Source organism: Peribacillus sp. FSL R5-0717 (assembly GCF_038002945.1).
Lineage (GTDB): Bacteria > Bacillota > Bacilli > Bacillales > DSM-1321 > Peribacillus > Peribacillus frigoritolerans.
Genome location: NZ_JBBOOF010000001.1, coordinates 1,457,761 through 1,479,578, shown reverse-complemented (window position 1 = coordinate 1,479,578; position 21,818 = coordinate 1,457,761). Strand labels below are relative to the sequence as shown.

Sequence of the window (21,818 nt, the reverse complement as noted above, 5' to 3'; positions counted from 1 at the left end):
TATAATAAATGGAATATATTTTTAACTGTAGTCCAAGGTTCCTTAAAAGTTGCTTGATTTTAAATCAATTGCATAGTAAGGAGAATTTTAGTATGAAAATAAAATGGTTTGGACATTCTGCCTTTTTACTAACATCCGAAAGAGGAACCAGGATTCTTATTGATCCATATTATCGCTTCATCCGTTACCGTATGCCAAGCGTTGAACCAGATATAGTCGCCGTTACCCATAATCATTTCGATCACAATAAAATTCAGGCCGCAACAGGTGATTACTTGCTTGTGAATGAGCCGAAGGAATACATCCGCGAAGATGTAAGAATTAGAGGATTTAAGACATTTCACGACAAGGTAAATGGTGAGAAGAGAGGCCCCAATATTTTATATCGTTTCCAAATGGACGATCTGACCATCTGTCACTGCGGAGATTTAGGGCACCTATTATCAGAAGAACAAGTAAATGAAATTGGAAAAGTGGATGTTCTCATCATTCCTGTAGGAGGTACAGTCACGATTAATGCCTTAGAAGCCACTCAAGTAATGCGTCAATTGAAATCTACTATTACGATTCCCATGCATTATAGAACAAAGTCATTGTCGGTTGTTGGCCTGATGTTTTCAAAGGTAGATAAGTTTCTTCAGATTTCCGGAAAGCGAACAACCGAAGTTAAGACATTGGATATTTCCAAAGAAAATTTGCCAGAATATGCTGGTGTCGTTACCATGCTCTATGAATGAAATATAAGACTGCGATGTATGATTGCGATGTCTAAAAAATGTTGCGAATTGATAAGAGATCCTGTTAATAACGAAAGGGCAGGTTAGGTCAAGTACAAAAAGGAAAGATACTAATCAATGAATTGAATCAATTAAGCTTCCTCTTTACGTTATAAGGAGATAGAATATAAATAAAAAGGTGATGACAATAAAAAAAGTAAAAAGTATCCTATTCTTTCTTCTTGGGGCCATATCTCTTTTGATTGGTATCGCAGGGACTGTGTTACCAGTTCTGCCAGGCGGTCCGTTTTACTTATTTGCTGCCTTTTGCTTTGCTAAAAGCTCCAAGTCGATTGAAAACTGGTTCAAGAGCACCTCATTATATGAAAAATACGTTGAAGCATTCCTTCAAAAAAAAGGCATGACCCGAAGAGAGAAAATAAGAATCAATTTAATTGCCGATTTCTTCATCGTGATTTCTGTATTTTATGTGGACATCCTATTGGTGAAAATCTTATTGGTCGTACTCGCCCTCTACAAACATTATTATTTCATTAAAAAAATTAAGACAATTGATCGAAACGGTACGGAAAAAAGAGCGTTTTGAACCATCATATTACGGAGTTGCTTCGGCAGCTCTTTTTCTCATGGTTCTAAAGAAGTAGGATATTTCAATAATAAAAAAATACATATATATATAAATTTGGTAAAGAAGGGAGGAGAATCCTGAAAAAATATTTAGGGGTTATATCGTTTGCTTTAATGAGAATGCTATTCCAGGGTAATGGATTTTAAAAAGTTTATTCAACAAACAGGTACATAAGTTGAGAACCAGAGCGCCGAATGGTGGTTTTTTTGCTAATAATGGGTGCGTTAGTTGAAGGTAAGAGCGCCTTTAAGGCAGCTTTTTCTTATGGGAATATCGCGGCAGGTTAGTTAAACAAGCTATGATGAACCAACTGAATATTTAATGGAAAAAGGAATTTTTGACGGTTGTGTGAACAGGTAGGATTAGCAACTAGACATAAAGAATACCTATTTATAAAAGGGGGCTTCTTTAATGGAAAAAGAAAAATTACTAGCTGTGAAATGTTCGTGCTGCAAAAAAGAATTAGACGCAATAGACTTGGTCATCATAAATGAATCACTTCAGCTGACGCATATTCAATGCCCTTATAAAGGAGAAAAAGCAATTATTGATGTAGGATATTTTAATGATGTATTCCGACAATACCTGATCTGTACTCATGAAAAAGCCCCTATAAGTGGGGGGATGTAAAGCCCATTGCTTTGCATTTTCTATAAAGAGCTATGTCGATCAGTTCTTATGGAACAAAACGGGCAGATAGTTCAACAAATATAGTGGCTGGAACAGTGAAACGATGAAGATGACGCAACCAAAAGATGTTTGAGGTTAGAGGAGAAATTAACATAAAAAACTTCTTCCAGAATAGGGCGCGTTTCTGGAAGAAGTTTCGCTTTTCTTATATAGTACTATCATCAATATAGGTTCTTTGCGATTCATGGATGGCTAACGGGTACGTTAGCTGAAGATCGGATCTGTCTTTAAGGCAGAATTTTTCTTCTGGGGTACCGCCAAAAAGGTCGGGCAAATACTGCCCGACCTTTCAACTATACTCCACGACATAGATAATGGGATATTAATAATTCGAAACTATAAATATCATTCCTCAATATGTATGTAGAGTAGTTTTACTTTGCAAATAAGTGGTTGCCTATTCTAATGACTGTTTCCCTTGTGAAAATCCATTCATCTGTTGCCGACAACGGATTATAATAATAAACAGAACCATGGGTAGGATCCCAACCTTGTAATGCATCAATAACAGCTCGATAAGAATGGCTATTTGGGGTCAAATAATATTGCCCATCATGTACAGCTGTAAAAGCATTTGTCTGGAAAATAACATCGTAAGTATTTTTAGGAAAACCTGACGTTGACATTCGGTTCAAAATTACTGCAGCGACAGCTACTTTTCCTTCATAAGTTTCTCCTCGAGCTTCTCCATGAACAACCCTGGCCATCATTTCAATACTATTTAATTTTTGTTGTGTTTGGTTTCCAAAAACTCCATCTGGCAATATTCCAGAATCTAGTTGAAGTTGTTTCACTGCTTGATCAGTAATTGAACCATAATACCCTGTTGGTTGCCTGTTAAAGTAACCCATTTCCTTTAAATTTTCTTGTAAGTCATAAACTGCTTGTCCTTTACTTCCATTGTGTAAAATTTCTTGAGCAAATATTGAATTGGGTATAAAAAACATGAAACAAATAAAAATAACAAACGACATTTTTTTTACATTTAACATCAAGTAATACCACCCTTCGATTCATTTCCCTACTATTCTACTTTATCATACAAGAAAAATAGATTTATCTTACATTATTCCTATTTTAAACCAAAAATTTAGGAAATTTTCAGACAAATTCATGTGTTTATTGGGTACCGCCTATCGCCATCAAGCTCCCAAAACGAAAAATTAAGCTATATGCTGCTGAAGATGGCGTTTTTCGTTTTGAGGTGTAAAGAAATTTTAACTTGATGGGGATGCGACAAGACCCCTTATGGAACTATCGAGGCAGGTTAGTTCAACAAAACATCGAGAGTCATAAAGTTTACAAGTGGAACCCTGCGTAACACACATGTACTTAGACGGTGCTGACAAATGGCAGTCTGTTATAGGATAATGGGGATATATATTTGATGGGCAAAATATTAGGGGGAAACTCCCTATAGAAGGATGTGCTTAACGATGAATGTAGAAATGGTCATGCAGGAGCTTGAAGCCCTTGGCAAGGAACGAACTAAAAAAATGTACATATCCAATGGTGCGCATGAGCCGCTTTTTGGCGTGGCGACAGGCGCCATGAAACCAATTGTAAGGAAAATAAAAATAAATCAGGATTTGGCTGAAGAGCTTTATTCGACAGGCAACTATGATGCCATGTACTTTGCAGGCATCATTGCAGACCCAAAAGCCATGACTGAGTCTGATTATGATCGTTGGATGGATGCTGCATATTTTTATATGCTGTCCGATTATGTAGTGGCTGTAACTTTATCAGAGTCAGATATTGCACAAGAAGTATCCGATAAATGGATTGCAAGCGGTGAAGAGCTGAGAATGTCAGCGGGCTGGAGTTGCTACTGTTGGCTTTTAGGGAATCGAAAAGACGTTGAATTTTCAGAAAGCAAAATTTCCGATATGCTGGACCTTGTGAAGAATACGATTCACGAATCGCCAGAACGAACGAAATCCGCTATGAATAATTTTCTGTACACCGTGGGGATTTCCTATTTGCCGCTCCATGAAAAGGCAGTCGAGACCGCAAAGGCAATAGGGATCGTAGAAGTCAAACGGGACAAGAAAAAAAGCAGTTTTCTAAATGCATACGAAAGTATTCAAAAAGAAATCGGTAGAGGAAGGCTTGGTTTTAAACGCAAGCATGTAAGATGTTAAAATTGGTTTTGCAAAATGGAAGTGTAATCCAGGAAAATCAATGTGTAAAGCACTATTATTTAAACATTGATTATGGTGTTGAATATAAAGAATTAGAAATTGGCTGTTCAGTATATTCTTTATCCTTAGAGGATAATAAGTATATTCTTCACGATGATTTTAATGGTTACATCAAAATATCCTTCATCAACTAACGTGTGTTTTTTTTCAATAAGGGAGTTGCTTCGGGTCTGAGTTTGTAGACAAAAGGGGTTTTATCTAAATTTCAAAACAAAGTTGATTGGAGCGGGTGTGCGAGACTCCTGCGGGAATAGCGCGCATGGGGAGACCCCACAGGTGCAAAAGCGCCGAGGAGGCTCCCGGACCGCCCGCGGAAAGCGAGTGCCCTACGTTCCAATCGACGTTCTAGGTTTTATAAACCTAAATAAAAATTGAGACGACCTTGTTCTTCATCGAGTTTGTCTACAGTCTGGGAGTTGCTTAGGCAGCCTTTTTCTTTGTTGATGAACCAATACACGTTAAATGTGGGGTGAATGATACTTGAAGTCATTTCAACTAAACGAAAAAACAAGATCCTTTTTAGCGGAATATCAATTATTTGAAGATGATTTGATACAACAAGTGCAGTTGCAGCACCGTTTGGAATTAGTAGCGGCATTTGGGATCCAAAAAGGAATGCGTGTATTGGAAATAGGTTGTGGTCAAGGGGATACAACCGATGCAATAGCAGATGCAGTAGGGGAAAGCGGATCTGTTGTCGCAATAGATATTGCCAGTCCCGATTACGGAGCACCGTTAACATTGGATCAAGCAACAGAACGAATAAAGAAATCTTCATTAGGAGAATGGATTGACTTCCATTTTGAAATGGATTTTGATTTTTTTGAATCACCCATCCCATTTGATGTAGCTGTATTATCCCATTGTTCATGGTATTTCAAGCAACCAGAGGATTTATTGAAATACTTTAAAAAGATTCGCGGATTGGCAAAACAATTATGTTTTGCAGAATGGGACCTCGACCTCACCTGCCTTTCTCAACGTCCCCACTTTTGTGCAGTTTCCATTCTTGCACTGCATTCAAACTTCGTAAAGAGTGAAGGAAATATCCAAAACTTATATCATAAAACTCAAATACTCCAGCTGCTTCAGCATGCCAATTTTGAAGTGGTAAAACAACTTACAGTCGATGCAACATTTTTACAGGACGGTCAATGGGAAAAAGATTATGCCAATAGTATCCGTGCAGAATTTATTAAAGTCCCTAACATGATACAAACGTTAATAACTGGTTATTATGAACTGATGAACACTTCGGATGGTAAGGGGAATTCATTAAATAGCTTCGTTGTTTGTGCAAAATAATAATTGTACTCAAATGAATTCAAGATCCAGGGCAGCCTAATGGGTTGCTTTTTTTTGCTTACTAAACTAACGGGGCATCATGACCGACATCCACCTTATGAAAGGTTGAACGTAGAAATGTAGGAGCACCAACTCTGGAAGACATAGGAGGGGTGATTTCTATTAGGCATGTGGGTCTCTCAATGCTTTTTGAGAGTGATGTTTTAGTTACTTGGGGGAATGGTCGTGTAACCCTCCGAAGAAAGTAGTTTCTAGTGAATTAGCTCAACTTTTTTCGGAATGGTTTATGGTTTCGTTTGGTCCACTTGATATCTTAGCTTGATGGGCATGAGGTAGCAGCATTACGAGGAAAAATACTCTAAGCAAATTTATAAAGCAAATTTCTCCTAACCGAAAGGGACAGGCCAGCAGTTTTTCATCCGAAATTGCAATCACCATATTTTTTCAGGTGCTCCTTTCTGTTGTCCAGCTTCAGACTTTAGCCCTGCTCCAAGGCAAGGAAATAAAAGAAACACCCTCTCTTATCCTCTTCCTATGCTTGTGGGCCACATGAAGCGGGTTATGCACCCCTTACTCAGTGAAAAAGCTCTTTTAGAGAGTTGTATTGTGAATTTTCAAAAAATGATATTGCAAAATGGAAACAATTCAAATAAAATCTATTTTAAGGTAAATACTTTTTTATTACCTTAAAATAGATTTGCAATTGAGCTAATCTATGTGGGTTAAGCTAAAGTGTCCTAGCTGTTTTATGGATTTTGTATCCATTAGGTAAATTTAGCTTCTCAAAATGAACGTAAAAATTTGAAAGGAGTTAATTATTTTAGGTACAGTACTAAGCTATCTATGTTGGCGAATAATAATATACCCCATTAAGAGAGAGGGAATTTCATGAATCAAGAACGATATTTGAAAAAGAAAATGGGCTTTTGGTCACTTACTGCATTATCTCTTGGAGGAATTATTGGATCAAGCTGGCTTTTTGGACCATGGAATACGGCAAAAATGGCTGGACCAGCCGCTATTATGTCTTGGATTATTGCTGCATTCGTCATTACTCTTATAGCTCTTGTTTATGCTGAATTAGCAAGGGTCAGACCAGAAACAGGTGGTTTAGGTCGTTATCCCCTTTATTCCCATGGAAAATTGCTTGCTACAGTGACTAGTTATTCGATTTGGCTTGGCTACTGCGCCACTGCACCCGTTGAATCATCGGGAGTTATTCAATACGCTAACGAGTTTTGGCCAGGCCTATATGATATATCTAAGGAGCAACTAACGACAACAGGAATTCTAGCATCGACTGTTTTAATGGTATTTTTTGTTGTGGTGAACTATTTTGGCGTGAAATTATTTGCGGTCACGAATACCATTATCACCACGATTAAATTTATAGTCCCTGTCCTAACCATCATTGCTTTTTTTATGACAGGTTTTCATGAAGAGAATTATACAAGTCATGGGTTTGCCCCTAATGGCTATGGGGCAGGATTAAGCGCAATCTTAACTAGTGGTATATTTTTTGCCTATACAGGATTCGGAAATGTGGTAATGATGAGTGGCGAGGTGGTAAACCCAAGACGGAATATTCCACTTGCTCTTATCACATCGCTGTCAGTCTCAGCAATTTTATATGTTTTACTTCAAATCGTTTTTATAGGAGCCGTACCGCCCGAAATGCTAGCTAATGGTTGGAGTGGAATTAAATTTGACTCTCCATTTGCTAATTTAGCACTGATGGCGAATATGGTTTGGCTTTCTTGGACCATTACAGCGGACGCAATGATTTCCCCAACTGGATCAGCACTTGCTTATACAGCAGGAACTTCAAGACATGTTTTTGGAATGGCGAAGAGTGGATTCCTTCCTTCTTATTTTGGAACCATTAATAAAAGATTTGGAGTTCCAACACGTGCACTTACTCTTAATTTCCTAATCGGGTTGCTTTTCTTGTTTCCTTTAAAGAGTTGGACTGCGATAGTTGCAATTGTTGGAGCAATTGGTATTTTCAAATACGCTTCAGCATGTGTCACAGTAATGGTGTTTCGTAAGGTTGGTTTGACAAAAGACAACGGTATCCCAGGTATGAATTTTATTGCTCCTTTAGCCTTTATATTTGCCACTCTACTTATTTATTGGACAAATTGGAGTAGGGTTCAACTTGCAATTTGGGGATTGGCAATTGGAATTGTTGGATATTTGATTACTCATTTTATCAATAAACATAAATCGGTAGAAATTCTAGGTGGGATCTATCTTGTTATTTATATTCTGATGCTCGTTGGGATATCATCAATCGGAAATTTTGGTGGTAAGGGTATTATTCCAGAGCCATTTATGTCTTACATCGTGGCAATAATAGGATTCGTTTTTTACTATTTTGCTGTTTATAACGGTGTTTGGTACATGCGAAAAAAGGGGAACGTCCAAGAATTGCAAGATATGGATAACACAGATATTTAAAATCAATTTCATTTTACAAAAGGAGAAATGGTTATGAAGCTTTGGGGTGGACGTTTTAGAAAAGAAGAAAATAAATTAATGGAAGATTTTAATAGTTCTCTTCATGTTGATATGAGACTTTATTCTGAAGATATTAAAGGGAGTATTGCACATGTGAATATGCTTGTGAAATGTGAATTGCTTACCAAGGAAGAAGGAGAAAGCATTATAAAGTCTCTTCTTTCTATATTGGAAGATATCGAGAGCGGAACATTAGAGATCGAAGGCGATTTTGAAGATATTCATAGTTTTGTTGAAACAAAACTAACAGAACGAATAGGTGAAACAGCAAAAAAACTCCATACAGCAAGAAGCCGAAATGATCAAGTTGCTTTAGATATCAGGCTTTACGCAAAAAATAAGGCATTAGAAGTGATCGAGTATATTGAAGAGCTTCAAAATAACCTGGAAGAAAAGGCAAAAGCAAACAATGTGATTATGCCAGGATACACCCATCTACAGCGAGCTCAAGTAGTAACTCTTAAGCACCATTTAATGGCCTACTTTAATATGCTTGATAGGGACAGAAAAAGAGTTCTTAATGCAATTGAAATTATGAACGAAAGTCCACTGGGGTGTGGAGCATTGGCAGGGACGACTCATAATATAGACCGAGAAATGACAGCGGCGGAGTTGGGTTTTTCAAAACCTGTAAACAATTTCCTTGATGGTGTTAGTGATAGAGATTACCTTTTAGAATTAATGTCTAGTTTTTCGATCATCATGATGCATTTAAGCAGATTAAGTGAAGAACTGATTTTATGGAGTAGTCAAGAGTTTAAATTTATTAGTATTGATGATGCATATTCTACAGGTAGTAGTATTATGCCTCAAAAGAAAAATCCTGATGCAGCAGAGCTTATAAGGGGGAAAACAGGACGAGTATATGGTTCTCTTACTTCGCTTTTAACGACGATGAAAGGGTTACCATTGGCTTATAATAAAGATATGCAGGAAGATAAAGAACCGTTTTTTGATGCATTGGATACAGTTTTGTCTTGTCTGGAAATTATGTCTAATATGATTTCTACCATGAAGGTGAATACTGAAAATATGAAAAATGCTGTAAAATATGGCTTTCTCAATGCAACAGAAGTCGCTGATTATTTAGTCAGCAAAGGGGTTGCGTTCAGAGATGCCCACAGTATTGTTGGTTCTATTGTCATTTATTGTGAAGATCATAATAAATCAATAGAAGAGTTGACTCCGGAAGAATTGAAGAGCTTAAATCCATTAATTGAAGGGGACTTATATGACTTTATTGATTATCAAAATATATTAAATAAAGGCATTAAGGTGAATTTATTAAAATAATCTAATTTTCTCCAATTGAAGAGCTATAGCATAGAAGAGAAGTACGATCTATGCTAATAGCTCTTTATATTTTTAAAAAAACATAATCAAACTCCCCTTTAAATCAAGAGATACAATGTTTTGTGATAAATGTTTTTCCAATAGAAGAAGGATTAAACTTTAATTTCCTCCATTTTAAAGATAAGATTAAAGTAATTAAGTTTTTGAACTAAGGAGAAAAATATGTATAAAATTGGGGTAGTTGGTCCTAATTCATCAGTTGAGCGCATTATTAATTTAGGTAAAGAATATGAGTCGATCATGGAATTTAAAGCCTACCCATATGATGATTTCAGAGAAACTGAAAAAATAGTTTTGGAATTCAACAAAAATGTGGATGTCTGGTTTTTTTCAGGCCAAATTTCATATATGGTTGCAAAAAATACTGTGGGAATAGGGGAAAACCTATTATATATTGATCATACTGAATCAGGCATCTATAAAAGTCTTTTGCATATGGGATATTTTCAAAAGGAGTTTTTGAGTAAAGTAAGTATAGACGAAATAACTACAACCCATTTAGAGCAGGCGTTAAAACAAATTGATATTACTCCAAAAGAAATGTATATAAAAAACTTCAATATCGATTCAAGCACGGAAGAATTAATCGCATTCCATCTTGATTTATGGAAAGCCGGAAAAACGGAAGGTGCACTAACTTGTTTCGAGGCTGTATATCTAAATTTAAAAGAAGCAGGTGTACCAACCTATCGAATATCTACAACTGATATGGAAATTCGCCAATCATTAAGAATTCTTGCAGAAAAATCGAGAACTTTTTACTTTAGAGATACCCAAATTGGTGTTCAAATTATTGAAATTGAACATTTTGATAAAATATTTGAGAAAGCTAAAAGCTCGTATCATCTGCAATTTTTAGAGATAAAATTAAAAGAAACTCTTCTTAAATTTTGCGAACAATTGGAGGGGTCATTAGTTGAGAAGGGAAACGGCCGCTACTTTATCTTTAGTACACGGGGTACAATCGAATCCAAAATAAAAGATTTAAAAGATACTGTCTTTCTGTTGTCAAATGAATCCAATGCTACTGTAACTGTAGGTATTGGATATGGGCAAACACTTCACTCAGCAGAAATAAACGCTCAACGTGCCATCCAACTTTCAAAAGAAAAGTCAGACAAGGGCATCGTCATTGTACAAGAGGACGGAACAATGATTGAGTCTGCAGGTGAAGAGGAAGAATTACGTTTTTCTTACCGGATAGATGACAAGAATTTTATGGAAAAACTAAAAAAGGCTAAAATAAGTGTGAAAAATTATAATAAATTGTATGCTTTAGTCAACAGAATGAAATTGAAAGATTTTACAATAAAAGATTTAACAACACATCTCTATTGGGATGAAAGCAATGCACGGCGTATTGTAGTAAGTTTATGTGAAGTTAACTTAGCAGAAATCATTGGTGAGGAATCTTATTCTTCTCGAGGAAGACCGAGTAAAATTTATCGTTTAAAATAAGACCCATTTTCGGGTGTAGACTTTCAGCCTTTATCCCTGCTGGCAATATTAAACTAGATCTTAAAAACTTCTATGAAGTAAACGAAACATTAGATAGCTCGACTATTTAAAGGCATCCATTACAGGTGCCTGATTTTTTTGTGGACCTTAAAACAGTGTAAGCAACTGAATAATGAATCAAAAGAAAATCCATTTTGAACAATCCTTTTTCAAAATGGATTTTTTTTATTTACGCTAATATGGGGGTTAAAGAGGACATTTTTATTAATCTTTATTTCAAAGCTACAGCAGTTAAAACATTTCATTAACTTCCCATGATTCGACTATTTGATGCGCCATCCTTGGATCATATCCTTTACCCATCAGATAGGCAATAGCTGCAATTTCCATCATTGCATGAGGGACAGATGTTTTTTGAGCTTCGTTTAAACCATACTGTACCCAAGGGCCAACCTGTGACAATGTTTCTTGTTTGAGATGGTGCGGGTTAGTGTAAGAAGGATACACAATATTACATCCTTTCAAAAATATAGATAAATATCACAATCCTATTTTATGCACCTTAACTTATCCCGTGTTCGATATTCTCTAATTTTATAGATAAAAGTTATGGGTCAAAGGATTTTCTTCTTCAACAATGGAGGGAGGGTAGTTTAAGTGGAAAATTTCACAAGTGTTTCTAACTAAAGTATTGTAACTTCCTCGAAAAGAAACAATCAACCTAAAAGTGAATTTTTTGAAATTGGTTAAACTAGCGGTATCGATTGATCATTCAAAGATTTGTGAAAAATGTTGACAAAGTCCACTAATCAGAATAAAGCATTAGTGGATAAAGTCCACTAAAAGGAAGTAGATCATGAATATAAATAAAAATACCATGGCTGATATCCGGCAATTCAATAGATTTTATACGAATATACTTGGTGTGTTGGATAAGCATATATTGGATACCGGATATTCTTTCACTGAGGCACGGGTCATTATGGAAATCGGTTTGATGGAGCAGTGTATAGCAAACAACTTAGTTGATAAACTGGAAATTGATCGCAGCTATATGAGCAGAATAATTAACAAGTTAAGAAAAGATGGACTGGTTATGAAGGAACACTCGACCTTGGATAACAGAACGATTCTGATTCGGTTGACTCCAGAGGGGATGACTCTTTTTAACCAGCTTAATGAAAGATCTGATGAACAATTAGTGAGATTATTCCAAGGATTATCACAAAATGAAATTAAAGAAATCCATGCTTCTATGATGTTCATTCAGAAGAAATTGGATGGTTTGGGGAGATTAAAGGATGATACGTTTTGAAAATGATTATACAGAAGGTGCCCATAAGCGAATTCTGAACCGATTAATAGAAACCAATGAAGAACAAACACCCGGATATGGAGTGGATGAACACTGTGAAAAAGCGAGAGCTTACATTCGAAAAGAGTGTGATGCCGCGAATGCGGATGTACACTTTTTAGTGGGAGGAACACAGACGAATACAACTATCATCGCTTCAATTTTGCGGCCGCATCAAGGGGCGATTGCTGCAATCACCGGGCATATCGCGGTACATGAAACAGGCGCAATTGAAGCCACTGGCCATAAAGTGCTTACTTTGCCGAGTGATGATGGAAAAATTCAAGCTGAACAGGTGAGAGAATTATATGATGCCCACTGGAATGATGTTACCCATGAGCATATGGTACAGCCAGGCTTGGTTTACATTTCCAACCCTACAGAAAATGGAACGACTTATAGTAAAGCCGAGTTAGAAGCATTAAGTGAAGTTTGCCGGGAATGCGGTTTGCCATTGGTATTAGATGGTGCCAGATTAGGGTATGGCTTGGCTTCGCAGGACAGCGATTTAACCTTGGCGGATGTTGCAAGGCTATGCGACGTGTTCTATATAGGGGGAACGAAGGTAGGGGCAATGTTTGGTGAAGCGGCAGTCATCATGAATGATGCCCTGAAAAAGGACTTCCGCTATTTCATCAAGCAAAGGGGAGGAATGCTCGCTAAAGGGAGACTATTGGGGATCCAGTTTGAAACCTTATTTGAAGACGGCCTATACTATGAAATTTCTAAACATGCCGTGGAAATGTCAATGATGATTCGAGAAGCATTTGTTGAAAATGGATTTTCATTACGATATGATTCCACATCAAATCAGCAGTTCCCCATCTTGCCGGAAGATGTATTGCAGGAATTAGGTAAAAAGTATTCATTCTCCTTCTGGGAAAAAGTCGATGCTACACACAGTGCTGTGAGATTTTGTACCAGTTGGGCTACGAAAAAAGAACATGTTGACCTGCTCGTAAAAGATATCAAGGCAATAAAAGGAGAAGAAAATGGCCACGATCGAGTTATATTTAGAGAATAGTTATCTAAAAGAATGTTCGGCAAATATCGTTTCAATACAAGACCGGTTTGTTGTGTTCGATCAAACCATTTTTTATCCAGGCGGCGGTGGGCAGCCCTGTGACCGGGGAATCATAAAACAAGGTGATGAAACTTATAAAATATTAACAGTAAAAAAAGTCGATGGTGAAATCATTCATGAATTGGAACGGCCATTAAAGGACATTAATCAAACGGCAGACATGCAGATTGACTGGACTTGGCGGTATCAGAATATGCAGTATCACACACTATTGCATGTCATTTCAGGTTATTTTTATCAACATTACAATGCTTTAGCTACAAGCAGTCAAATTGAAAAAGAACATGCGAGATTAGAGCTGTCTTTTTCTCCTGAAATAATGGAAGAAATACCATTCGATCAATTGGAACAATTGATAAAGAAGATACTGGCACAACCCCATAATGTTTATACGGAAACAATTAGCAAAGCTGAAGCAGAGCAAAAAGAAGGGGTAATTAAAACGGTCATTAATTTACTTCCGGCTTCGCTTAACGAAATTCGAATCGTTCAAATAAAAGATATTGATGAGCAAGCATGCGGGGGAACCCACGTCAACAACACGAAAGAAATTAAAGACTTTTCCATAATGAAAATTCAACAAAAAGGACCAGCGAAGAAAAGGATTAAAATTCAATTATTGGGATAAGTTCTGCTAATGAAAAGTATGGACTCCATATCCTTTGAAGTCGCCAATTATTTTTAGTTGGTGGGAGTTTATTGAACCTAAATATAAATCCAAAAAAAATCATTTTGACAGGAACAGATTGAAATAAGGTACAAAGTAAATAGGGCTTTTAACATGAGAGTTGTTCTGGCAGCTCTTTTTTTTTTGGAGTTAACTGGGCAAATAGCGACTTTAATTTTTAAAATTTACATGCAATAATTGGGACATTCGTTAAAATAACTAAAAAGTAAACGAGGGGGAGTCTGATGGAGAGGATTAATTATTCTATTGTTGATGTGTTTTCAAATGGAAAATATACAGGAAACCAACTCGCGGTTTTTAAAAACGCTGGGAATATTCCGGATAAAGAAATGCAACAGATAGCCAAAGAAATTAATTTTTCCGAAACTACCTTTATCTTGTCTGATTCAAAAAATGATGGCGGTTATGATGTCCGGATATTTACACCTAATGAAGAGGTTCCATTTGCTGGACATCCGACTATAGGAACTGCATATATCATTCAAAACGAAGTATTAGAAGCACCATTGGATAACATTATTTTAAACTTTAAAGGTGGACAGATAACAGTATCATTCAATAATCAAGAAGAGCTTCTATGGATGAAACAAAATCAACCAACTTTTGGCCGGATTTTAGATACAGATAAAATTTCTGAAGTTTTAAATATACATAAAGAAAACATAGATGATAGATTCCCCATTCAAGAAGTTTCGACGGGACTTCCAGTGCTTGTTGTCCCATTAAAATCATTGGAAGCCGTTAAAAAAGTAAAGATAAATAGAGAAAAATATTTTGAGTTAATTGAACATATGGATGCAAAAGCCATTATGGTTTTTTCTCCAGAAACATATGATTCGAAAAATGATTTGAATGTTCGCGACTTTGCGGACTATTATGGTATCCCCGAAGATGCAGCCACTGGCAGTTCTAATGGATGTTTAGCTGCTTACTTAGTTAAATACGGGTATTTTGAAAGAAGTGAAATAGACATTCGCGTAGAACAAGGATACGAAATCGAAAGACCTTCTTTATTGTTTTTAAAAGCAGGTGATGATAATGGGGAAATCGACGTTCATGTTGGAGGTAAAGTAGTGAAAATTGCTCAAGGTGAATGGTTTCTTTAATAACCTGACCTTTTCAACTGACAAATGCTTTACTTCAAAACAGGGAAGGTTGCTGAGGCAGCCTTTTTCTTATTGAACGAACAGGCATACTTACCGATAATCCAATCGATTTAACTTGAAGATGAATGACAATTAATGGGGAGAGTCCCACACAAAAGGAGGTCTTCCAAATGAATAAAGAATCAGTACTGATCGTGGAAGACGAAGAAAAGATCTTAAGACTGCTTGAATTGGAGCTTGAAATCGAAGGCTATCAAGTCGGAAAGGCAATGGACGGCAAGGAAGCCCTTGAGGCATATCAATCAAGAAAGTGGGATTTGATCTTATTGGATGTGATGCTTCCGGGCATAAGCGGGATCGAGCTGCTTCGGAAAATTCGAACGAAGAATAATATCACTCCTGTCATCCTGTTAACGGCAAAAGGCTCGGTTGAAGATAAAGTTTCCGGTCTTGATCTCGGCGCGAATGACTATATCACCAAACCTTTCCAAATTGAGGAATTGCTTGCCCGAATTCGTGCGGTTTTAAGAATGCGGCCTGCTGCACCTTCAATGGAAGCTGAAATCGGTGGATGGCTAAATACTGCCGATTTAAAAGTGAATGTCAAAACACGCGAGGTCATTAGAGGTGATAGCCATATTGAACTAACGCCAAAGGAGTATGATTTACTTCTTTATTTACTGAAGAATAAGCGTCAGGTGCTAAGCCGTGATCAAATTCTGGGAGCGGTTTGGGGGTATGATTTCCAGGGAGAAACAAACGTGGTGGATGTGTATATCCGTTATGTTCGCAAAAAGCTCGAACATGGCTTTGAAACGCCGCTCATTCATACCGTAAGAGGCGTTGGCTACGTCATGAAGGAAGCAAAATGAGACTTCGCAAGAAAATAAACTTATATACTGCGGTGTTATTCATTTTCCTGCTGCTTTTGATGAATGTCTCCATTTATTTTGTTTTCAGTAATCTGATGATGGTGAATGAAATGAACCGTGCGAAAGCGGAGACAGGGAAAATTGCCTTTGATGTTAGTGAAAATGTTAATAATATATCTCCAAATGATTTACTTCGAGCCTATTTGCCTATAGATGGCATGATTGGTATCGTAATCGAAGGTCAACGAAAAGGAACAGCTGTTACATCCAATTCTGAAAAACAATTAAGCAATCGAAATAGTAGCTTTTACCCCGGTGAGAAGAGCGAGATCATCACTTATCAGCAGAAAAAGTATGTATTCGTTTCAAACCCGATCGTTTGGGGGGATGGAAGTGTAGTTAATCTTCAAATCACCAAAAGCATGTCAGCAACCGAAGAAATGCTCGCTGTTCTCCGCATCGTATTAATTGCTGTAACCATCATTGCCATGATACCTGTTCTGATATCAAGCACTATTCTTAGTAACTTCATCGCCCGTCCGATTCGATCGATGATCGATACGATGAAGGAAATTCAAACTAGCGGCCAATTTAAGCGGCTTAGCCTAGAAGAAAAATCAAAGGATGAGCTTGTGGAAATGGGAAAAACATTTAATCACATGATCGATTTACTGCAGGCCAACTTCGAAAAACAGGAGCAATTCGTATCGAATGCTTCACATGAATTAAAAACACCGCTAACTGTCATCGAAAGCTATGCAAGCCTTTTGAAGAGAAAAGGGTTGGAGCGTCCTGATTTGTTTGATGAATCCATAGAGGCCATTCATTCTGAAGCCATTAGAATGAGAGAGATGACAGAGCAAATGCTCCTGCTTGCAAAGCATCAGGAAAAATGGAATATAGAGAAGGAAAACGTCAATCTGACCGATATCATGGCAGAGTTAGCGAAAGTATATAAGAATGCGTACAATCGGACAGTGGAGATTTATAGTGGCGATGCAATTGAAGCAGTAACGGATGTTCAAAAGTTAAAACAGCTTTTGTTTATTTTTTTAGACAATGCCAGAAAGTATAGTGACGAGCTAATCTTCGTCTACATAGGACAAACAGGTAATGAAGCATATATCCGCATCGAAGACAGAGGGGATGGAATTCCAAAGGCTGAATTGCCAAAAGTGTTCGATCGTTTTTATCGTGTGGATAAAGCTAGAAACAGAAAGCAAGGCGGATCAGGATTGGGGCTTTCCGTGGCAAAGGAAATTGCTGATGCAATAGATGTGCGGATTGAAATGGACAGTCTCGAAGGCAGGGGAACGATCGTTACTCTTTTATTTAATTAAGCCAGAATGATGTTGGATGGGGGATACGATGAAGATTAGAAAAGTGCTGATAACAGCCGGGTCGACTCTCGTTTTTGGTCTGCTATCATTCGTCGGATTTCAATGGTGGGCTCCATCATTATCCGCGGAAAGTTTGACGAAAGAAGAAGTGAACCAGACAGCAAAGGATAAATTTCCTGGAACCATTATGAAGACAACAAAAAGTGAAGGTGAAGAATATCAGATTGAAATGCAGCTTGAAACCGGGGTCTATCAAATTAGGATGGATGCGAAAAGCGGGGAAGTCCGTTCTATAAAAAAAGAAACCATAGGTCATACAGCTGAAGCGGCTACGGAAAAAGCACCCCAAAAGCTTCTGACCCAAAACGAAATAAAGACGCGTATTTCCTCACAAGGTGACCTGGAACAAATTGATTTTGTACAGGAGAAAGACAACTCCTTTTATAAAGCAGTGGTAAATAAGAATAACGAAAAAATCACCTTGATACTCGATCCTTATACAGGAGCTATAATTGACTCGACACTAGTGGCAGATAGTATCATTACAGAAAGCGAAGCAATTGCGATTGCCGAAAAACATGTAAAAGGAACAGGTGACGATACAGAATTTTATCAACCTCTAGATCAGACACCTTATTATTTGGTCGAAGTTGAATTGGAGGACGATCGAGACGCAGTCGTTCAAGTGGACGGCTACACGAAGGAAGTAAAAACAATCACATGGGAAGATGACGAAGAGAACGATAATGATGGCCCTGAATAAAATAGTGGCTCATAAGACGTAAATTGAATAAAGCAAAAAAAAGGGTGATGCTATTAGCTGTCTAATATGCATCACCCTTTTTGGCTTTGGTGAGTAAGGAAAATGCAAAAAAAAAGAGAAGGAACTGTAATAATTCTCACCAATTTCTAATCCTTCTATCATTTAACTCTAATTAACTATCTCTAACATGGAATAAAGCACCAAATGATAAAACAGAGCCAAAGAAGTTAAGTGGATGAAAGGCATCTGGATTATTGTACATAAAACATTCCATCATATTCACACTTTAACAAAGTTTAGCAAAGAGAAAGGAGAATCAGTAATGTCAGTTATTTCTAGCATTCTGGATTACAACAAGACGTTTGTCGATCAAAACAAATATGAAAGGTTTCAAACGACAAAGTATCCAGATAAAAAGATCGTCATCATAACGTGCATGGATACCCGGCTGTTGGAATTGCTTCCAAAGGCGATGGGGTTAAGAAATGGAGATGCGAAAATCATTAAAAACGCCGGAGCTATTGTTTCTCATCCATTTGGCAGCATTATGCGCAGTATCCTTGTCGCCATTTATGAGCTGAAAGTGGAGGAAGTGTGTGTGATCGGACATCACGGATGCGGTATGGTGGGGCTTCAATCCTCTTCACTGCTTGATGCCGCAAAGGAGAAGAAAATCAGCCAGGAGCAAATTGATATCCTTACAAACTCTGGTATTGATTTATCAAAGTGGCTGACAGGCTTTCAATGCGTTGAGGAGAGTGTAAGGAATAGTGTCCATTTGATCAAAAACCATCCATTATTACCGGATTCCATTGCCGTCCACGGTATGGTCATCCATCCCGAAACGGGTAAACTGGATCAAATCATAGATGGATATAGCAATATTGTCAGCAAGGAAGAAATGCATATTCAATAAAAGAAGGAGCGATAAAATGATTGGTTCTAGCAGGTTTGAAGGATATAACTTAGGCCATTTTCAGAAAGACCTGGTTGCCGGGGTGGTAGTTGGGATAGTAGCGATTCCTTTAGCGATGGCTTTTGCCATTGCTTCTGGAGTAAGGCCGGAATACGGACTGTACACATCGATTATTGCAGGAATCATGGTCTCCCTTTTTGGCGGATCGAAATATCAAATTGCAGGCCCGACTGGAGCCTTTGTCCCGGTCTTGTTAGGGGTAGTCATGCAGTACGGATATGAAAAACTGTTAATCGCCGGTTTCCTGGCAGGTATCATGATTTTTCTTTTAGGTGTCTTCAAACTGGGAAGATTCATCAAGTTTATTCCGCGTCCAGTTACCATCGGCTTTACAGCTGGAATTGCCGTGATCATCTTCTCGGGGCAGATTGCCAATTTCTTTGGACTCAGTAACTTAAAAAAAGAAGAGGTCTTTCTTTTAAATATGAAAGAAATCTTAGTGAACTTCAATACAGTGAATATCTATAGTGTACTGGTAGCTAGCATAAGTCTGACTCTCGTCATATTAACTCCAAAATATTTACCGAAAATCCCTGGAGCATTGCTGGGATTGATTGTATCAACTCTTGTCGCCAGCTTATTCTTTCCAGGTCAGGTAGCGACCATAGGATCGGCATATGGCGCCATTCCAAATGCATTGCCCCATTTTCAGTTTCCCCATATCACTGGCGGTCTGGTGATTGAACTCCTTCCGGCTGCTTTGGTCATCGCCATGCTTGGAGGTATTGAATCACTCTTATCCGCTGTAGTGGCAGACGGCATGACCAACAGTAAACATAACAGCAATAAAGAGCTGATGGGACAAGGATTGACCAATATGATTGCGCCTTTATTTGGAGGCATTCCGGCTACAGGTGCCATCGCCCGTACTGCGACGAATATTAAAAACGGTGCAGTCTCCCCCATATCTGGCGTGATTCATGGGTTGGTGGTATTGCTGGTGTTAGTCAGTTTGGCGCCTTATGCTTCGGCCATTCCTTTGGCCAGCATGGCCCCGATTCTTATGTTTGTCGCATGGAACATGAGCGAACGCAAAGAATTTTCGCATATTTTAAAAGCCAAAACGATGGACTCGGTCGTATTGCTCGTTACCTTCGTGTTAACCGTAGTGATTGACCTGACAACAGGCGTCGGGATCGGATTACTATTAGCCATTCTATCGTTCGTTAAACTGATGAGCGGTACATTGAAATTATCAAAGGTATTACCAGATCCAACTGATAAACTAGTTAAACCAGAAATGGTGCAACAAGGTTCAAGCTGCCCGCAGATTAACATTTATACGATAGAAGGACCTTTATTCTTTGGCACAATCGAAAGGCTGCAAGAAGAAATCGAGGTAATAATGCGATCAAAACCAAAAGTCCTCCTATTAAGAATGAGCAATGTGTCCTTTATCGATACATCGGGGGAAGCACTGCTAACCGACATCGTGAAGCAATTCAAGTTTCATAACCTACAAGTGCTGATTTCAGGAATTCAGCAGGAACCTAAAGAAATGCTGAGAAAAACCGGATTTATTGAACTGGTTGGTGAGGAACAGTTCTTTTCCAGTACGGGTGATGCCATCAACAAAGCTTTATCCAAACTGGATGAGAACCGTTGTAAAGGGTGTAAACAGTTTTCATTTGCTGAATGTACCGCACTCTCACAGCAAGTTCAAAAGCCTGCGTTATTAAAACAAAGCAGAAAACGGGAGATAGGGTTAACTTGACTCCCGTCAAGAAGAAAAGGCATCTGCTTTTGGCGGATGCCCTTTTTCTTTGATTATAAAATCTGTGTCGCCTATAACCCACGGTTTATCAGATTTCTTTAAGACAATACAAAACGCATGCCCTAATTAAGAGCATGCGTGAACGTTTATTCTTCTATGATATCCAACTCTTTCAGGGCTTCAAGCGTAATCGTTTTGGCTTTGCTTCCGCTGCCGTCCATGTTCGTTGCGAAGGCCCATTCCCCTTTGTCCGTTTCGATGTACCCCACATACCAGCCCAATCCGATATCAGAAAGGCGTGTACCGGTTTTTCCATGGAGGACATATGAGTCAGCTTCTTCATTGATCATGATTCTCTTTACGGTTCTCATATGCTGCTTGTCGATAGGCAGCTTTTCCTCTACAAGCTTTTCCATGAATTGGACTTGTTCCAGGGCAGAAATCTTTATGCTGCTGTCCAGCCAGAACTGATCGATCCCGCCGGAGATATCACGATTGCCGTAATCGAGCAGATTCACATACTGCTGCATGTTTTCCGCCCCGATATCGCGGGCCATTGCTTGATAATACCAAATCACGGAATGCCTCATGGCTGAAGCAAGCGTATGATCTCTGTTCCAATCTTCAAATTCCCTGATTACGCCATCCCAGCGCTTCACTTCATATTCATCGCTCACCGCTTTTGTCTGTAAACCGATTAATGCATTCGCCACTTTGAATGTCGATTCTGGTGTGTAGCGTACTTTACTTCTCTGTTTATTATAGATAAATACCTTATCATTTTTTAAGTTTTGGAGTACCATCGTGCCTTCCGCACCATCGAAGGAATCCCCGATATCCAGTTCTTTCACCATTTGATCGTTAGCACTTGCATGAATCGTGCCCATGGAACCAGTGACTAGCAGGACAAGAATGAAACATAACGTTTTGATTTTCATTACACACTCTCCTTTAAGGCATGGATTGATCGATCAATAATTTCCATAAAATAGGTTGATAGCTAAAGTATACCTATTCCTGATGAAA

At 38.1% G+C, this 21,818-nt stretch carries 20 protein-coding genes; 17 read left to right on the top strand and 3 right to left on the bottom strand.

Annotation, left to right across the window (positions count from 1 at the left end; translation table 11 throughout):
• Positions 1 to 92 precede the first annotated feature (92 nt).
• The 3 genes from NYE65_RS07185 (at position 93) to NYE65_RS07175 (ending at position 1,995) form a co-directional block, all read left to right on the top strand.
• Positions 93 to 737, top strand: coding sequence for an MBL fold metallo-hydrolase (locus NYE65_RS07185; RefSeq protein WP_340860216.1), 645 nt, complete (start codon positions 93 to 95; stop codon positions 735 to 737).
• 181 nt (positions 738 to 918) lie between these two features.
• The gene (locus tag NYE65_RS07180; RefSeq protein ID WP_048687144.1) at positions 919 to 1,323 is read left to right on the top strand and encodes a YbaN family protein; all 405 of its coding nucleotides are present in this window, start codon (positions 919 to 921) and stop codon (positions 1,321 to 1,323) included.
• Between the two features lie 453 nt (positions 1,324 to 1,776).
• Positions 1,777 to 1,995, top strand: coding sequence for a hypothetical protein (locus tag NYE65_RS07175; protein WP_054399731.1), 219 nt, complete (start codon positions 1,777 to 1,779; stop codon positions 1,993 to 1,995).
• Positions 1,996 to 2,429: 434 nt separating this feature from the next.
• On the opposite strand, the gene NYE65_RS07170 is transcribed toward NYE65_RS07175, so the two are convergent.
• Positions 2,430 to 3,047 carry a cell wall hydrolase gene (locus tag NYE65_RS07170; protein ID WP_340860211.1) on the bottom strand — a complete coding sequence of 206 codons (618 nt, stop codon included), beginning with the start codon at positions 3,045 to 3,047 and terminating at the stop codon, positions 2,430 to 2,432.
• Between the two features lie 444 nt (positions 3,048 to 3,491).
• On the opposite strand from NYE65_RS07170, the gene NYE65_RS07165 reads away from it, so the two are divergent.
• From NYE65_RS07165 to NYE65_RS07145, 5 genes are all read left to right on the top strand, one after another.
• Entirely contained in the window at positions 3,492 to 4,199 is a 708-nt protein-coding gene (locus NYE65_RS07165) for a DNA alkylation repair protein (RefSeq protein WP_340860210.1), read from the top strand.
• 540 nt (positions 4,200 to 4,739) lie between these two features.
• On the top strand, positions 4,740 to 5,564 hold the full coding sequence (locus tag NYE65_RS07160; protein WP_340860209.1) for a class I SAM-dependent methyltransferase: 825 nt from the start codon (positions 4,740 to 4,742) through the stop codon (positions 5,562 to 5,564).
• A gap of 888 nt (positions 5,565 to 6,452) precedes the next feature.
• The gene (locus tag NYE65_RS07155; RefSeq protein ID WP_063575231.1) at positions 6,453 to 8,024 is read left to right on the top strand and encodes an APC family permease; all 1,572 of its coding nucleotides are present in this window, start codon (positions 6,453 to 6,455) and stop codon (positions 8,022 to 8,024) included.
• Between the two features lie 33 nt (positions 8,025 to 8,057).
• The gene (gene argH / locus NYE65_RS07150) at positions 8,058 to 9,377 is read left to right on the top strand and encodes an argininosuccinate lyase (protein ID WP_063575232.1); all 1,320 of its coding nucleotides are present in this window, start codon (positions 8,058 to 8,060) and stop codon (positions 9,375 to 9,377) included.
• Positions 9,378 to 9,599: 222 nt separating this feature from the next.
• Complete coding sequence (locus tag NYE65_RS07145; protein WP_340860206.1) at positions 9,600 to 10,895, top strand: hypothetical protein; 1,296 nt, start codon at positions 9,600 to 9,602, stop codon at positions 10,893 to 10,895.
• 291 nt (positions 10,896 to 11,186) lie between these two features.
• On the opposite strand, the gene NYE65_RS07140 is transcribed toward NYE65_RS07145, so the two are convergent.
• A complete protein-coding gene (locus NYE65_RS07140) occupies positions 11,187 to 11,402 on the bottom strand; it encodes a hypothetical protein (RefSeq protein ID WP_054399744.1) in 216 nt (71 codons plus the stop codon).
• A 349-nt stretch (positions 11,403 to 11,751) separates the two neighbouring features.
• Between NYE65_RS07140 and NYE65_RS07135 the strand changes: the two genes are divergently transcribed.
• From NYE65_RS07135 to NYE65_RS07095, 9 genes are all read left to right on the top strand, one after another.
• Positions 11,752 to 12,210, top strand: a complete 459-nt coding sequence (locus NYE65_RS07135) for a MarR family winged helix-turn-helix transcriptional regulator (protein ID WP_197483631.1) — start codon at positions 11,752 to 11,754, stop codon at positions 12,208 to 12,210.
• Positions 12,197 to 13,273, top strand: coding sequence for a threonine aldolase family protein (locus NYE65_RS07130; protein WP_340860202.1), 1,077 nt, complete (start codon positions 12,197 to 12,199; stop codon positions 13,271 to 13,273). The genes NYE65_RS07135 and NYE65_RS07130 overlap by 14 nt, the downstream gene beginning before the upstream one ends.
• Positions 13,242 to 13,961, top strand: coding sequence for an alanyl-tRNA editing protein (locus tag NYE65_RS07125; protein ID WP_340860200.1), 720 nt, complete (start codon positions 13,242 to 13,244; stop codon positions 13,959 to 13,961). The genes NYE65_RS07130 and NYE65_RS07125 overlap by 32 nt, the downstream gene beginning before the upstream one ends.
• A 284-nt stretch (positions 13,962 to 14,245) precedes the next feature.
• Positions 14,246 to 15,127, top strand: coding sequence for a PhzF family phenazine biosynthesis protein (locus NYE65_RS07120; RefSeq protein ID WP_095393371.1), 882 nt, complete (start codon positions 14,246 to 14,248; stop codon positions 15,125 to 15,127).
• A gap of 170 nt (positions 15,128 to 15,297) precedes the next feature.
• Entirely contained in the window at positions 15,298 to 15,999 is a 702-nt protein-coding gene (locus tag NYE65_RS07115) for a response regulator transcription factor (protein WP_034304119.1), read from the top strand.
• Positions 15,996 to 17,339: a sensor histidine kinase gene (locus NYE65_RS07110; protein ID WP_328177052.1), complete on the top strand. Its 1,344-nt coding sequence runs from the start codon at positions 15,996 to 15,998 to the stop codon at positions 17,337 to 17,339. Before NYE65_RS07115 ends, NYE65_RS07110 begins: the two co-directional genes overlap by 4 nt.
• Before the next feature lie 28 nt (positions 17,340 to 17,367).
• Complete coding sequence (locus NYE65_RS07105) at positions 17,368 to 18,102, top strand: PepSY domain-containing protein (protein ID WP_340860199.1); 735 nt, start codon at positions 17,368 to 17,370, stop codon at positions 18,100 to 18,102.
• Between the two features lie 322 nt (positions 18,103 to 18,424).
• On the top strand, positions 18,425 to 19,018 hold the full coding sequence (locus tag NYE65_RS07100; protein WP_328177055.1) for a beta-class carbonic anhydrase: 594 nt from the start codon (positions 18,425 to 18,427) through the stop codon (positions 19,016 to 19,018).
• Positions 19,019 to 19,034: 16 nt separating this feature from the next.
• Positions 19,035 to 20,792 (top strand): SulP family inorganic anion transporter, encoded by a 1,758-nt coding sequence (locus NYE65_RS07095; RefSeq protein WP_340860198.1) that lies wholly within the window; start codon positions 19,035 to 19,037, stop codon positions 20,790 to 20,792.
• 146 nt (positions 20,793 to 20,938) lie between these two features.
• Here NYE65_RS07095 and blaOXA read toward each other — a convergent pair whose 3' ends face one another.
• Entirely contained in the window at positions 20,939 to 21,730 is a 792-nt protein-coding gene (gene blaOXA / locus NYE65_RS07090; protein ID WP_340860196.1) for a class D beta-lactamase, read from the bottom strand.
• Between the last annotated feature and the right edge of the window lie 88 nt (positions 21,731 to 21,818).